Origin of the sequence: Curtobacterium sp. MCBD17_003 (assembly GCF_003234885.2) — a bacterium.
Lineage (GTDB): Bacteria > Actinomycetota > Actinomycetes > Actinomycetales > Microbacteriaceae > Curtobacterium.
In genome coordinates, this window is sequence record NZ_CP126275.1 from 73,946 (window position 1) to 88,331 (window position 14,386).

Below are 14,386 nucleotides of genomic sequence, written 5' to 3' on the forward strand. Positions count from 1 at the left end.
TGACCGATGTCCTCCCCCCAGCACGCCCTCGACGACGACGCGTTCCTCGACCACGTCGCCGACCGCCTGGCAGCGCTCCCCGGCGTGGAGGCCGTCGCACTCGGCGGTTCCCGAGCGCAGGGGACGAACCGCCCGGACAGCGACTGGGACGTGGCGGTCTACCACCGCGACGCGTTCGATCCGCAGGTCGTCCGGGACCTCGGGTGGCCCGGGCACCTGACCGGACTCGGTGGCTGGGGCAGAATTTTCAACGGTGGCGGCGCAGTCACCGTGGACGGACGGTCCGTCGACATCCACTACCGCGACCTCGACCTCATCGACGCGGTCCACGACGACGCCGTCCGCGGACGGTTCACCATCGAGCCCCTGCTGTTCCACCAGGCGGGCCTGCCGAGCACCATCCTCCTGGCGGAACTGGCCTCGAACCGCACCCTCCGTGGGCAGGTGCCCCGGTGGGAGTACCCGGAGGCGCTCCGCACGGCCGCCCCCGGCGTGTGGTGGACGAACGCCGACCTGACCCTGCACTACGCGAAGGAAGGCCACGCCCGCCACGGACGGGTCGCGCAGTGCGCGGGTCTCATCAGCGAGGCCGCGTGCCACGCCGGGCACGCCGTCCTGGCACGTCGCGGCGAGTGGGTGACGAACGAGAAGCGACTCCTCGCCCGGGCGGGGCTGTCGGGCATCGACGACGTGGTGGCGGGTCTGGGGACCGAGGTGCCGGACCTCCTCCGCGGCGCGGACCGGGCGCGGGCGTTCCTCGAGGCGGCGGTCCGGCGCGAGGGGATCGGGGGCGAGCCGCCCCGCGCCGGGTGAACCGACGGGTCGGCCCCGTCCGCCCACACGCCGGATCCGGCTCGGTCAGTGCGTCAGGACGGCCGCCACCTCGGGGATCCGCGCGACGTACCCGTCGAGCAACGAGCGCGCGACCGTGACGCTGTCGACGAGCGGATGGAGCGCGAACGCCTGCAGGGCCTCCGATCGCGACCCGGTGAGCCCCGCGGCGATCGTGTGCCGCTCGACGTCCTTGACCTGCGCCATGAGCCCGATCTGGTGGAGGTCCGGCTGCTCCGTCGTCAGCGGGTGCACGCCGTTCGCGTCGACCATCGTGGGCACCTCGACCACGGCGTCGTCGGGCAGGCCCTGGATCGTGCCGCGGTTCCGGACGTTGAGGATCATCGTCTGCCGTTCGTTCCGGCTGATCGCGGCCATCACGCCGAGGGCGACCCCCGCGTAGCCCTGGTGCGCGGGGTCGGTCTCGCGCTCCTTCGGGTCGACGGGCTCGTCCTGCGTGCCGCCCTTCGCCTCGGCCATGTACGAGGCGCTGCGCCGGGCGACGGTCTCGCGCCAGAGATCGGCGACCCCGTTCCCCGCGGCCGTGGCCCGGTCGTAGAAGGCGCCCTGGGACTCGGCGAGGAAGTCACCGCGGGTCTTGCCGGAGTCGATGATCGTCCGCACGGCGTCGCGGTTGAAGTAGTAGTAGAAGAGGTACTCGTTCGGGATCGCGCCGAGGGAGCGGATCCAGTCGAGTCCGAAGACGTGACCCTCCTCCATGGCGGCGAGGCGGGCGTCGTCCGCCAGCAGCTCGGGCAGGACGTCGCGGCCGTCGTACAGGACGCGGCGCATCCAGCCGAGGTGGTTGAGCCCGACGTAGTCCATCTGCACCCGCGTGTGGTCGAGCCCGAGGGTGCCCGCGACGCGACGCCCGAGACCGGACGGGGTGTCGCAGATGCCGAGCACGCGGTCGCCGAGCACGGTCTGCATCGCCTCGGTGATGATGCCCGCGGGGTTCGTGAAGTTCATGACGTAGGCGTCGGGTGCGAGGTCCGCGATGACCCGGGCCGCCTCGACCATGACCGGGACGGTGCGGATCGCGTACGCGAGGCCGCCGGGTCCCGTGGTCTCCTGGCCGAGCACGTCGAGGTCGAGGGCGACATGCTCGTCGCAACGCCGTCCCTCCAGGCCGCCGACGCGGAGCGCGGCGAACACGTACTGGCTCCCCGCCACGGCGTCCTGGAGGACCGTGGTCGGCACGAGTCGCGGCGCGTCCTCGAACCCGGCCGCGAGCTCGGTGAGGATCGCGACCATGGCGGCGAGGCGGCGTTCGTCGACGTCGTACAGCGCGACCTCGTCCACGCGGGGCGTGCCGGTGTCGCGGAGCAGTGCCTGGTACACGTACGGCGTGCGGAACCCGCCGCCTCCGAGGATGCAGAGCTTCATGCGATGGTGACCTCTCCGCCGGCGTTCCGGCACAGTGCGAGCGTGTCGTCGGGGGCGCCCGTGGTGGTGACCAGGGCGTCGACGTCGGTGAGGGAGCAGAGCCGGAGGGCTCCGGTCCCGGGGAACTTGGCCTCGGACGCGAGCAGGACGACCTTGTCCGACGCCGCGATCATCGACTGCTTGATGGGGGCCTCCACGGCCATGTTGTCGACGACGTGCCCGTTCGCGCGCACCCCGGTGCACGACAGGAACAGGACATCCGCGCTGATCTGGCTCAGCGCGAGTTCGGCGAGGGACCCGACGAGCGTGCGGTAGTTGCGGCGGACCACGCCGCCGAGCAGGACGAGCCGCACGGCGCGGTCGTCGCGGAGCTCGTCGAAGACGGCGAGGTTCGAGGTGACGACGGTGACGTCACGGCCGTGCAGGCGGCGCGCGAGCAGCGGCGTCGTGGTGCCGATGTCGAGCAGCACGACGTTCCCGTCGGTGACCATCGCGGCCGCGGCCTCGGCCATCCGTTCCTTGAGATCGAGGTCGCGCCCGTCGTCGAACGGCCCCTCGGCGCGGACGCGGCCGTGGTCCTCGACGGTCGTGCCGGGCTTCAGGACCGCGCCGCCGTACGTGCGGGTCAGCTCGCCGTTGCGGTCGAGCACCTCGAGGTCGCGGCGGATCGTCGCCTCGCTCACGTCGAGCGCGGCGGCGAGTTCCCGCACGGAGGCCGCACCCTCGGCGCGCAGGGCGCTGATGATGCGGTTCTGCCGTTCGCGCAGGATCATGCCGTCACTCTAACCACGCCGTGCTCGACTTCGGGCAAACCCGAGCACAACCGCACCGGAGATGAACAGGATTAACAGAACCGCGTCACTTCGGTAATGTGCCGGAAACACCGAGTGCACAGGCTTGCAGGACATCGGGCGGAACCGCGACGTCGTGCAGCACGCACCCGGACGCGGAACCGCGATGACGAGGAGCCTCCGTGACCGACAGCCAGCGCGCCGACCCCGGCGGGACGGACCTGCCCGCCACCGGCCTGCCCCCCGCCGCCGACCTGCCCGGTGCGGCCGACCTGCCCGGTGCGATCGACCTGCTGTTCGCGGGCGACGTCTTCTGCGACGTCGTGTTCTCGGGCGTCTCCGTGCCCGAACCCGGCACCGAGGTGTACGCCGACGGGTTCACCGTGACGCCCGGCGGTGTCGCGAACCGCGCGGTCGCCGCGGCCCGGGCCGGTGCGAGCACGCGGATCCTCGCCCGCCTCGGCGACGACCCGCTGGGCACCCACGTCCGCGCCGTGCTCGACGCCGAGCCGGACCTCGACACGAGCCTGCTCGAGCTGGTGCCCGGACACCAGAGCCCCGTCACGGTGGCCCTCACCGGTGCGCACGACCGGAGCTTCATCACCTACCAGGAGGCCCTCGGGCACCTCGAGCTCCCGGACGACCTCGGGCCCGTCGGCGCGACGCACGTCGGCATCGCGCACGAGCTGCCGCCATGGGTCGCCCGGCTGCGCGCGGCGGGCACGACCGTCGTCGGCGGTGTCGGCTGGGACCACACCGGCGAGTGGGGGTCGCACGTGCTCGACCGCCTCGCCGAGGTCGACGTGTTCGTGCCGAACGACGTCGAGGCGATGCGCTACACCCGCACCGACGACGCCGTCGCCGCCGCACGCGTGCTCGCCGAGCGGGTCCCGCTCGCCGTCGTCACGCGTGGCGCGGCGGGCGTCGTCGCCGTCGACGGCGGCACCGGTACGGTGGTCGAGGTCCCGACCGTGACCGTCCCGGTCGTCGACCCCACCGGCGCCGGCGACGTCTTCGTCGCCACGTTCATGGCGTCGGCATCGCGCGGCTGGGACCTCCGCACGCGCCTCCGGTTCGCGGGGCTGTGCGCGTCGATGTCCGTCACCGGACTCGGCGGTGCCGCGAGCGCACCGCGACCTGCCGACCTCGTCGCGTTCGTCGACCGGCACCGTCCGGACGGCGACTGGGCGTTCCTCCGGGAGGCCCTGCTCCCGGCCGCCTGACCGGCCCGCTCCGTCACCACCACCACACCCGCCCACCACCTCCACCGCCGCCGCGCTCCCCGCGACCCGGAGATCGGAACGAACCATGAAGACCACCAGGAAGGCACCGCTCCTCGTCGGTGTGGCGACCGCGCTCGCGCTCGGCCTCGCAGCGTGCACCCCCGGCGGCACGTCCGCCTCGAGCGACCAGAGCCTCGGCCCCGTGTCGAAGAGCGTCGGATCGGGCCGGACGACCCTGACGGTATGGGACCAGAACACCGACGGCGGCATCGACGAGGCGCAGCAGCAGCTCAACGCGGCGTTCGAGAAGGCGCACCCGAACATCACCGTCAAGCGGGTCTCGCGGTCGTTCGCGGACCTCAAGACGACGCTGAAGCTCGCGCTCTCGGGGGACAACCCGCCCGACGTCGTGCAGGCGAACCAGGGCTACCCGGACATGGGCGCGTTCGTCAAGGCCGGACTGCTCCGTCCCGTCGACGACTACGCGAAGCTGTACGGCTGGAACGACTACTACCCGACGAGCCTGCTCAAGCTCAACTCGTTCTCGTCGAACGGAACGACCTGGCAGGGCGACCACCTGTACGGCGTCTCGCAGACGGGTGAGCTCGTCGGGCTGTACTACGACAAGGCGGTGCTCGCGAAGGCCGGGATCACGAACCCCCCGACGACCGTGTCCGAGCTCACCGACGACATGGCGAAGGTCAAGGCCGCCGGATCGCTGCCGCTCAGCTACGGCGACGTCGAGAAGAGCCCGGGCATCCACCTGTACGGCTTCGTGCTCTCGGCGCTCGCCGGGCACGACGCGGTGAACGACCTCGTCACGTCGGAGCGCGGCTCGTGGACCGGCTCCGACGAGGTCACCGCGGCGAAGACGATCCAGGGCTGGCAGGAGAAGGGCTACATCACGCCGGGCGCCAACGGGGTCTCGCGTGACGACGCCGTCGCGGCCTTCGGCAAGGGGCAGTCCGCGTTCCTCGTGACCGGGACCTGGTACGAGGCGACGCTCGAGGCCGCCGCCGCCGCGAAGGACATCGGCTTCACGGCGCTCACCCCGAAGGGCTCGGACACGCCGGTCACCATGGGCGGCGAGGGGCTCGCGTGGGCGCTGACCTCGAAGACGAAGCACCCGGACGCCGCGGCCGCGTACGTCGACTTCATCACGAACGCGAAGGCGTCCGAGACCCTCGTGAAGACGGGCAATCTGCCCACGGTCGTCCCGAGCAGCGACACCCCGGCCTCGGGCACGATCTCGGGCGACATCACGAGCGAGTACAAGGAGATCTCGCAGGCGAACGGCATCACGCCCTACCTCGACTACGCGACCCCGACGTTCTACGACACCCTCACCGCCGCGGCGCAGGACCTCGTCGCGGGCAAGGCGACGCCGCAGCAGTTCACGCAGACCCTGCAGACGGACTACGCGGCGTTCGGCAAGAGCCGCGGCTGAGCATGGTCGACGCCCTGCCCCGGGTCACCGCACCCGCACCCGCGGTCCGCGTTGGGACGCAGCCGCGGCGGCGACGCAGGCGCAGCCTCGTCCCGTACCTGTACGTGCTGCCCGCGTTCGTCGTGTTCGCGGTGTTCCTCGGGTGGCCGTTCCTGCAGACGGTGCAGTACTCGTTCTTCGACTGGGACGGCCTGTCGACCGCGACCTGGGCCGGGTTCGCGAACTACGTCGACGTCGTGCAGGACGCCGAGCTCCGCGGGGCGTTCCTCCACGCCCTCGTGCTCATGGTGTTCTACTGCGCGGTGCCGGTCGCGCTCGCGTTGTTCCTGACGGCGCTCATCTCGCGGGCGAACGCGCTGCCGGGGATGAGCGTGTTCCGGACCGTGCTGTTCCTGCCGCAGGTCATCGCGTCGGTCGTCGTCGCGACGATCTGGGTGTCGATCTACTCCACCGACGGCCTGCTCAACCAGGTCCTCCGGCTCGTCGGACTCGGCAACCTGGCGCGGGTGTGGCTCGGCGACTACGGCACGGCGCTGCCCGCGATCGGGTTCGTGGGCACGTGGCTCAACGTCGGGCTGTGCCTCGTGCTGTTCCTCTCGGGCGTCGGCAACATCGCGCCCGCGCTGTTCGAGGCGGCGCGGCTCGACGGTGCCGGGGCGGCGCGCGAGTTCTTCTCCATCACGTTGCCGTCGCTCCGCGGGCAGATCGCGGTGGCGCTGACCCTGACGATCGTGTCGGCGCTCAAGACCTTCGACCTCGTGTACATCACCACGCGCGGCGGTCCGGGCAACTCGACGACCGTACCGGCGTTCGAGGCGTACAACCGCGCGTTCAACACGGGCCAGGTCGGCGCAGCTGCCGCCGTCGCGGTCACCCTGACCGTCGTGATCATGATCGTCACGGCACTCGTGAACCGGATCCAGCCGAAGGACACCGAATGAGGATCACCACGCGCGAGAAGGTCGTCGACTACGTCGTCCTGAGCCTCTTCGCCCTGTTCGCGATCGTCCCGCTCGTCGGTGTGCTGTTCTCGGCCGTCACCCCGGCGACCGAGAACACCGGCTCGTTCACGCTGCCGACCCGGATCGACCTCGGGAACTTCGGGGACGCGTGGAGCCAGGGGCACTTCGGGTCGTACATGCTGTCGAGCGTCGTCGTGACGGTGTCCGTCGTGCTGCTGACGACCGTGCTCGCGGTGTTCGCCGGGTTCGCGTTCGCGCGCCTCGACTTCGCCGGGTCCGGGATCGTGTTCTTCGTGATGCTCGCCGGGCTCATGCTGCCGGCCGAGGCGTTCATCATCCCGCTGTACTTCGACCTGCGGGGTGTGGGCCTGACGGACACGTACGAGAGCCTGATCCTGCCCCAGACCGCGCAGTCGCTCGCGTTCGGGGTCTTCTGGATGCGGAACCAGTTCCGGACGTTCCCGACCGAGGTGATCGAGGCCGCGCGGCTCGACGGTGCGCGCGACGTCCGGCTGCTGTGGCGGGTCGTCGTCCCCGCGTCCATCGCACCGATCATGACGATGGGCGTGCTCCTGGCGATGTGGACCTGGAACGAGTTCCTGCTCCCGCTCGTCCTCATCACGAGCGAGGACCACCGGACCGCGCCGCTCGGTCTCGCGTTCTTCCAAGGCGAGCACCTGACCGACTACTCGCTCCTGTCGGCCGCGGGCGTGATCGTCGCCCTCCCGATCGTCGTGCTCTACTTCTTCCTGCAGCGACGGTTCATCTCGGGCATGCTCGGCGGCGTGACCGCGAAGTAGCGCGGACCGTCGGACGGGCGCCGGGCCTCCCGGCTCGTCGGGCGCGGGCTACCGCGCGATGACGAGCCGACCCGCTCGTGTGACGGACCGATCGAGGTCCGTGAGGAACAGGACCCGGAAGTCGGCGACCCACTCCTCCCACTCGGCAGCGAGACCGGCTCCGATCGTGTCGTTGTCACGGATGAAGTCGGCACGGGAGCTGATCTGGATGATCTCCACGAGGTCCCATCCGTCTGCGCCGGTGAGCGAGCCGGTGACCTCGAGGTCGAGGAACCCCTCGACCGCTGGCATGCGGAGCATCCCGTCGCGGACGATCTGCAGGCTGAACGCGCGGTACTCCTCGACGCTGCGCCCGGGGGCGAGACGGAACAGCGTGAGCGCGAGCTCCTGAGCGCTCCCGGTCACAGGATCCCCGGTGCACCGACGCGGGCGGGAGCGGGCAGCGTGACGAGCTCGCGGACGAGCGCTGTCGTCCAGACGATGTTCGTGGCGATGCCCTCGTTCGGCAGGTCCTCGGGCTGGTGGAGACGGTGCAGGTCGTTGAAGGTCAGGAACAGGGACGGCACGCCTGCCCGGTAAAAGGAGGCGTCGTCGGTGCCGGTCGTCGGCGGGAACCGGTTCTCCGTCTGCAGGGTCCGACCGGTGGCGGCGGCATGGGCGGTGATCGCGTCGTGGGCGACCACCCCGAAGCCCTCCGGCGACGCGAAGGTCTCGAGGTACGACCCGCGTCCCAACCCGTCGATGTTGACGACGAAGTCGATGGCGGCGAGCTCCTCGGGGGTCGCCGTGTCCACGTGGTGGCGTGACCCCCCGAGGTGCCACTCCTCGGCGGTGAACCAGACCAGGCGGACCGACGGGGTCGGCGCGGCGCGCGCCCACCCCTCGGCGAGGTGGAGCAGGGCGATCGTGCCACTGCCGTTGTCGTAGGCGCCGACGGTGTTGAAGAAGCTGTCGTAGTGCGCGCAGACGAGGACGTGGCCCGTCCCGGTCCCGGGGATGTCGACGACGAGGTTGTCGGAGCGGGCGGCGGCGGCCTCGTCCGTCGGCCCGGCGCTCCCGGTCAGTTCGACGGTGACGGTCCCGCCGTCGATGCACCACTCTCGGAGTTGGAGGCCGTCGATCCGACCCACGACGAGGTGCGGTACCGACAGGTCCGACCCGTGCGGCAACGGTTGCGGCGCCGCCGGCCCGACGTCCCGCGCATGCACGTACGCCACGACCGTCCCGCTGTCATCGGTCACCACGAAGCGCTGCCAGGTGATGGAATCCCCCCAGATGCCCTGCGGTCCGAGGGGCCGGAGCGTCCCGGTGACCGGGCCGTCCGAGGATCCGCTCCAGAGCATCGGCCAGACCGGCAGGACCCGCTCGATCGGTGCGGTGACGCGCAGCGTGTTCGACTCCCCGGGTTCCCACCCGGGGAGGGTCACCGTCTGCCGGGTGACGGCGAGCCCGGCCGCGGTCAGGCGATCCTCGAGCCAAACGGATGCCGCCTCGATCCCGGGGCTGCCGTGGAAGCGGATCCCGTTCGCGGTGAGGTCGACGAGGTCGCGGTGCGCGGCGTCGACGAGGGGATCAGTCATGCGTGTCCTCCTTGATGAGGGCGGAATCGTGGAAGGTGTCCTCGGCGGCGAGCATCCGTCCGAACCAGAGGTCGAGGTGCGCGTCCGGGACGGTGGGGTCGATCTCGTCGACCCGGGACTGGAGGAACGTGGCCTGGGCGGTGAACGACGGCGTCGCGTGCAGCAGGATCCACTCGGCGGCGGGGCCGGTCGGGGTGCCGCCGTGGCTGCGCACGGCTTCGAGGCACCAGCGGCTGTAGAGCGTCTCCGCCGCGCACAGGCACGTGAGCACCGCCGGGTAGCCGCTGTCGAGGGCGGCGGTGACCACGACCTCCAGTGCGTCGGCCCCTGCCGGGAGGGACACCGGGGCCGTGACCCGCGCCGCGAAGTAGTCCGTCTGCTCCCCGACGAGACCCGCGAGCGACCGGGCGTGCACGACCGCGGCGTCCCAGTCGGGCTCTCGCCAGACACAGAAGCCGAGCAGTCGTGCGGCGGTCCGGACGAACCGCTGTTCGATCGCGAGGTAGCGGGCGTACTCCGCATCGGTCACGGTACCGTCGGCCATCCGGCGGATGAGCGGACGCTCGGCGGACCGGGCGAGCGCTCCCGCGTTCCGTGTCAGGAGGGCCGTGGAACGGCGCTCTGCCGCCGATCCGCCCGACGTCATCGCGCGACGAGCCAGCCGACGACACCGTTGAACAGCGCCGTGTAGCCAGCCCACTCCTCGCAGAACGCGGGTGGTGCCCAGTGCGGCGAGCAGTCGCTCGTGAAGGCCGCGGAGCGCCCCGCGCCGACCTCGCCGACGACGAGGAGGGGGTCGTCGCCCACGCGGGCGAGGGTCTCCGTGCCGGCCTTGGCGGTCACCCGGTTGTAGCCGAGCAGCGACGGCCATTCGGATCCGGCGCCACCGAGCGCCGCGTGGTCGGGAGCGAGAACGGTGGGCACGACCCCCGCCGGCTGCTCGACGCGGTCGTCGGTCGTCAGCAGGTCCACGGGCAGGACACGGGTCAGGACGGTCTCCGCGAACGCGGCACGGGCCTGGAACCCCGAGAACGACAGGTAGCCTCCGATCATGAGGATCGAGCCACCGGCCTCCACCCAGGACGAGAGCGCCTCGAGGCGGTCCTGTCCCGGGACCGCGTGCTCGAACACCCCGGGCGCGAGCTGGAGCGAGTTCGCGCCGATGTCGGACAGGATCACGACGTCGTAGGCGCCGAGGGACTCGGCGTCGCCGGGGAAGTCGGTGGGCACCAGGTGCGCGGGGAGGTGCACGACGTCGTGGCCGCCCGACTCGAGCGCGGTCTTCAGCTGGCGGACCCCTTCGGTGTACGAGTGCACGGTGAACTCGTCCACGCCCTTGGTGTGGGTCGTGGTGGACATCCAGCTCTCGCCGGCGATGAGGATTCGGGACATGGGGGTGACTTTCAGTGGGAGGTGGACGCGGCGGCGAGCTCGAAGAGTGCCCGCACGTTGCGTGTGTTGACCCCGAGCACGGTGTGCGCGTCGAGGCCGTCGTCGATGAGGCGCTGCAGGAAGACCGCGGGGATGAACGCGAGCCCGTTCCCGCCGTTCTTGCGGAGCATGCCCTTGAGGAAGAGGTCGTGGCTGAACAGCAGGCGCTCGCCGAAGCCGTCGGTGACGAGCCGGCCGATCGCCCGGGCGGTCTGCGCGACGGAGGGGGAGTCCCCCTCGCCGGGCAGGGTGAACCGGTACGGCATACCGATCATGTCGAACTCGAGGAACACGCCGCGGTCGGCGAGCGAGCGCTGGTAGTCGGGGTCCTCGCCCGACGGGTCCATGTGGCACAGCACCACCGCGGCGGGCGGGACGCCCTCCTCGGTCAGGACCACGTCGAGCACGCGTCCGCCGTGGCGCACGAAGCCCGGGAGGTGGATGTACATCGGGAGCCCGGTCTCGCGCTGCACCCGGCAGGCGGCGCGGAGGCCCTGTTCCTCGCGCTTGGTGAACGCCGGGGAGACACCGATCTCGCCGATGACGCCGGACCGCGGCTCGGATGGGTCCCGGTCCTCCCGGTGGTCGGACAACAGGTACTCGGCGAGGACGTCGACCGGGTCGGTGGCGGTGCGCTCCGGGTGGAACCGTTCGAGGTACCAACCGCCTCCCGCGATGATCTGCACGCCCGTGCGGCGGGAGAGGGCGGCGAGGCCGGACCGGTCCCGGCCCTGTCCCTCCGATGTCACCTCGACGAGCGTCGTGCCGCCCAGGCTCGCGAAGTGGTCGAGCTCGGGGGCGACGTCGTCCGGGTGGTCCAGCGCGCAGTTGTCACGACACGCGTAGGGGTGGTCGCGGAGGAGCCAGGCGAGGTCGGGCGTGACCGGCTGGTCGAACAGCTCCGGGAACGCGGGGTCCGGCGTGATGCCGCCCGCCTCGATGCTGTTGAGCAGGTGCTCGTGCGGGAGGGTGAACCCCAGCTCGTCACTGCCGACCTCCCCGGTGACGGTGTGGACCGTGACCGGCGCCGTCCCGCCCGGACGCTCCGAGGTCACCGCAGCACCCGCTTCCGCATGAAGTCGGCGAGGTTGCCGCCGCGGAGGTTGATGAGGATGACGACGATCAGCAGGCCGCCCGTCACGATCGGCACGATGTAGGGACTGAGACCGAGGAGCGTGAGCCCGTCGGTGATGACCCCGGTCAGGATCGCGCCGACGGCCGTGCCCAGGATGCTGCCCTTGCCGCCGAGCATGTTGGTCCCGCCGATGACGACCGCCGTGATGACACTGAGGGCGAAGTCGCTGCCGCTGTTGGCGTCACCGGAGCCGAGTCGGCCGGCGGTGATGATGCCCGCGACCGCGGCGGCGAGGCCCGACAGCGTCAGTGCCATGAGCTTGATCGCGTTGGTGTTGACGCCGGCTCGACGGACGGACTCCTCGTTCGATCCGACACCGGTGACGTACTGCCCGAAGCGCATGCGCTGCAGCGCCAGGAGTCCGAGCACGACGACGACGAGTGCGATCCATGCGGGGTACCCGAAGCCGAGGAAGCTGCCCTGTCCGATCCGGGCGAAGATCAGCGTCGGTGAGATGGCGACGCTGTAGCCGAGTGTGAGCAGGAGTGCCACGCCACGGATGACGGACATCGTGGCCAGCGTCACGATGAACGACGGCATCTTCTGGTAGCTCGCGAACCAGCCGTTGACCACGCCGCAGAACGCCCCGACGGCCAGGCAGATCACGATGACGAGGGTCGACTGCATGCCCCCCTTGAGGAGCTGCGCTCCGATCACCGAGACCAGCGCGAGCGTCGACCCGACGGAGAGGTCGATCATGCCCGTCGTGATGACGAACGTCATCGCGACCGCGACGATCGCGGTGGGCGCGACCTGCACCGCCACGTTCTGGAGGTTGTGCACCGTGAGGAACGCCGGGCTCGCCACCGCGAACGCGACGAACACGACGACGGTGACGACGAGCATGACGATCGTCGACTTGTTGATCCGCTGGAAGGCCGCTCGGCGGCGTTCCTGGGCGGTCGGGAGGGCCAGGGCCGCGCTCATGCCGCGTCCTTCCGTTCGTCTCGGGTGATCATCGCGACGAGGGACTCGATGTTCAGGTCCCGGATGTCCGCGTCCTCGACGCTGCGGCCCTCGTACATGACGGTGATGCGGTCACACACGCGGAACAGGTCCTGCAGGCGGTGGGTGATGAGGATCACACCCACCCCCCGCGCCGCGACCTCGCGGATCAGTCGCAGCACGGACTCGACCTCGGTCACGGCGAGCGCGGCCGTGGGTTCGTCGAGAATGAGGATCTCGGGGTCGATCGACGCCGCGCGAGCGATCGCGACGGACTGCCGCTGACCGCCCGACAGCTGCGAGATGAGCTGGTGCGTGGACGCGACGCGGACGCCGAACTCCCGGAGCACACGGCTCGCCTCGTCGTGCATCCTGCTCACCCGCATGAACGGGCCGACGTGGGGCTCACGTCCGAGGAACAGGTTCGCAGCGACGTTCAGGGTGTCGCACAGCGCCAGGTCCTGGTAGACGATGCCGATCTTCTCGTCCTGCGCGACGCTGGGGTTCGAGAACCGCACCTCCTTGCCCTTGATGCGGATCGTGCCCCGGTCGTGCTGCACGGATCCGGCCAAGACCTTCATGAGCGTCGACTTGCCGGCCCCGTTGTCCCCGACGAGGCCGAGGACCTCACCGGGGGCGAGGGTGAGGTCCACGCCACGGAGGACGTCCACGGCGCCGTACGACTTGGTGATCCCGCGGAGTTCGACGAGCGGCGTCTGATGGTTGAGGGAGTCGGTCATCGTCAGCCCTTCAGGAAGTAGTCGTACTTCGCGAGGTTGGCCTTGGTCACGATCGTCGTCGGAACGCTGATCGTTGCCGGTACCTTCGTCCCGCCGCAGGCGAGGTCGATCGCGGCCTTGGCTGCGGCGTAGCCGAACCCGTAGGTGTCCTGCTGCACGACCTCCTTGACGAAACCCTGCTTGATTCCGGCCGCCGAGGTGGAGTCGAGGTCCCAGCCGACGATCTGCGTGCTCCCGGTCTTGCCCTGCGACCGGACCGCGGCGATCGCACCGTCGAGGGCCGGGCTGCCGGTGGCGTAGATGTACTCGAGGTCGGGGTGGGCCGTGAGCAGGTTCTCGGCGGCGGTCTGCGCCTTGTCGTTGACGTTCTGCCCGTCGACGACGGCCTTGATGGTCATGCCACCGGCCTTGACCGTGTCCTGGAAACCGTCCTGCCGTTGGATCTGGATGGAGCTGTTGAGGGCGGCGACCACGCCGACCTCGCCCTTGCCACCGGACAGCGTGAGGAACGCCTTGCCGAGCTGCTGACCACCGACGGTGTTCGCGGTGCCGACCTGGGTGTCGATGGCGCTCGCGTCGGCCACGGACCCGTCCGTCGAGACGACCGCGATGCCCTTGGCCTTCGCGGCCTTGAGCGCGGGGACGAGCGCGTTGGCGTCGTACGGGTCGACGATGATCGCGTCGACGCCCGAGGACGTCAGGTTCTCGATGCCCGACACCTGCGTCGCCGCGTCGTCGTTGCCGCTGACGAGCTGGACGTTGGCGCCGGCCTTCTTGGCCACCGCCTGGATGCCGGTGTTCATCTGCGTGAAGAAGGACGTCTGTTCGTCGATGTCGACGACGCCGATCTTGAAGGTGCCGCCCGACTTGGGCTTGCAGGCGGTGGGGACCCCGGTCGGCGCCGGGACGCCGGCAGCCAGGGTGGAGGACGACGCGTCCTTCGACGAGCTGGTGGAGCCCGACGACGCGGTCGTGGACGTGGCGTCGCAACCGGCAAGGGCGGTCACGGCCGCGAGACCGATGACGGCGGACACGGCGATCCGGCGGGAGGAGTTCATGGGTGGCCTCTCGAGGGCGGGGTGGTGGGTGTGGTCGGGGTGCGCGTTCGGCGGGGC

Annotated in this window: 15 protein-coding genes; 5 read left to right on the forward strand and 10 right to left on the reverse strand. The window is 70.7% G+C overall.

The window, feature by feature from the left end:
- The first annotated feature begins 6 nt into the window (after positions 1 to 6).
- Positions 7 to 813, forward strand: a complete 807-nt coding sequence (locus DEI88_RS00370) for a nucleotidyltransferase domain-containing protein (RefSeq protein ID WP_111071993.1) — start codon at positions 7 to 9, stop codon at positions 811 to 813.
- Positions 814 to 858: 45 nt separating this feature from the next.
- On the opposite strand, the gene DEI88_RS00375 is transcribed toward DEI88_RS00370, so the two are convergent.
- A complete protein-coding gene (locus tag DEI88_RS00375; protein ID WP_111010340.1) occupies positions 859 to 2,217 on the reverse strand; it encodes a 6-phospho-beta-glucosidase in 1,359 nt (452 codons plus the stop codon).
- Complete coding sequence (locus tag DEI88_RS00380) at positions 2,214 to 2,990, reverse strand: DeoR/GlpR family DNA-binding transcription regulator (protein ID WP_111035721.1); 777 nt, start codon at positions 2,988 to 2,990, stop codon at positions 2,214 to 2,216. The genes DEI88_RS00375 and DEI88_RS00380 overlap by 4 nt, the downstream gene beginning before the upstream one ends.
- Before the next feature lie 200 nt (positions 2,991 to 3,190).
- Between DEI88_RS00380 and DEI88_RS00385 the strand changes: the two genes are divergently transcribed.
- From DEI88_RS00385 to DEI88_RS00400, 4 genes are all read left to right on the forward strand, one after another.
- Positions 3,191 to 4,231 carry a carbohydrate kinase family protein gene (locus tag DEI88_RS00385; protein WP_111035720.1) on the forward strand — a complete coding sequence of 347 codons (1,041 nt, stop codon included), beginning with the start codon at positions 3,191 to 3,193 and terminating at the stop codon, positions 4,229 to 4,231.
- Positions 4,232 to 4,316: 85 nt separating this feature from the next.
- Positions 4,317 to 5,678, forward strand: coding sequence for an extracellular solute-binding protein (locus tag DEI88_RS00390; protein WP_111035719.1), 1,362 nt, complete (start codon positions 4,317 to 4,319; stop codon positions 5,676 to 5,678).
- 2 nt (positions 5,679 to 5,680) lie between these two features.
- Entirely contained in the window at positions 5,681 to 6,619 is a 939-nt protein-coding gene (locus DEI88_RS00395) for a carbohydrate ABC transporter permease (RefSeq protein WP_111035718.1), read from the forward strand.
- Positions 6,616 to 7,440, forward strand: a complete 825-nt coding sequence (locus DEI88_RS00400) for a carbohydrate ABC transporter permease (RefSeq protein WP_111071994.1) — start codon at positions 6,616 to 6,618, stop codon at positions 7,438 to 7,440. The genes DEI88_RS00395 and DEI88_RS00400 overlap by 4 nt, the downstream gene beginning before the upstream one ends.
- Positions 7,441 to 7,488: 48 nt before the next feature.
- Here the strand turns inward: DEI88_RS00400 and DEI88_RS00405 are convergent, their stop codons facing one another.
- The 8 genes from DEI88_RS00405 to DEI88_RS00440 form a co-directional block, all read right to left on the reverse strand.
- Positions 7,489 to 7,845 carry a RedY/HapK family protein gene (locus tag DEI88_RS00405; protein ID WP_111011978.1) on the reverse strand — a complete coding sequence of 119 codons (357 nt, stop codon included), beginning with the start codon at positions 7,843 to 7,845 and terminating at the stop codon, positions 7,489 to 7,491.
- Positions 7,842 to 9,020: a M28 family metallopeptidase gene (locus DEI88_RS00410; RefSeq protein ID WP_181435079.1), complete on the reverse strand. Its 1,179-nt coding sequence runs from the start codon at positions 9,018 to 9,020 to the stop codon at positions 7,842 to 7,844. The genes DEI88_RS00405 and DEI88_RS00410 overlap by 4 nt, the downstream gene beginning before the upstream one ends.
- A complete protein-coding gene (locus DEI88_RS00415; protein ID WP_181435078.1) occupies positions 9,013 to 9,564 on the reverse strand; it encodes a TenA family protein in 552 nt (183 codons plus the stop codon). The genes DEI88_RS00410 and DEI88_RS00415 overlap by 8 nt, the downstream gene beginning before the upstream one ends.
- A 98-nt stretch (positions 9,565 to 9,662) precedes the next feature.
- Positions 9,663 to 10,412, reverse strand: coding sequence for a glutamine amidotransferase (locus DEI88_RS00420; RefSeq protein ID WP_111011980.1), 750 nt, complete (start codon positions 10,410 to 10,412; stop codon positions 9,663 to 9,665).
- Between the two features lie 11 nt (positions 10,413 to 10,423).
- On the reverse strand, positions 10,424 to 11,506 hold the full coding sequence (locus DEI88_RS00425; protein WP_111035716.1) for a phosphotriesterase family protein: 1,083 nt from the start codon (positions 11,504 to 11,506) through the stop codon (positions 10,424 to 10,426).
- Entirely contained in the window at positions 11,503 to 12,513 is a 1,011-nt protein-coding gene (locus DEI88_RS00430; protein ID WP_220037225.1) for an ABC transporter permease, read from the reverse strand. The genes DEI88_RS00425 and DEI88_RS00430 overlap by 4 nt, the downstream gene beginning before the upstream one ends.
- On the reverse strand, positions 12,510 to 13,271 hold the full coding sequence (locus tag DEI88_RS00435) for an ATP-binding cassette domain-containing protein (protein WP_111011982.1): 762 nt from the start codon (positions 13,269 to 13,271) through the stop codon (positions 12,510 to 12,512). Before DEI88_RS00435 ends, DEI88_RS00430 begins: the two co-directional genes overlap by 4 nt.
- A gap of 2 nt (positions 13,272 to 13,273) precedes the next feature.
- Positions 13,274 to 14,329, reverse strand: coding sequence for a substrate-binding domain-containing protein (locus DEI88_RS00440; protein ID WP_111035715.1), 1,056 nt, complete (start codon positions 14,327 to 14,329; stop codon positions 13,274 to 13,276).
- Positions 14,330 to 14,386: the final 57 nt, after the last annotated feature.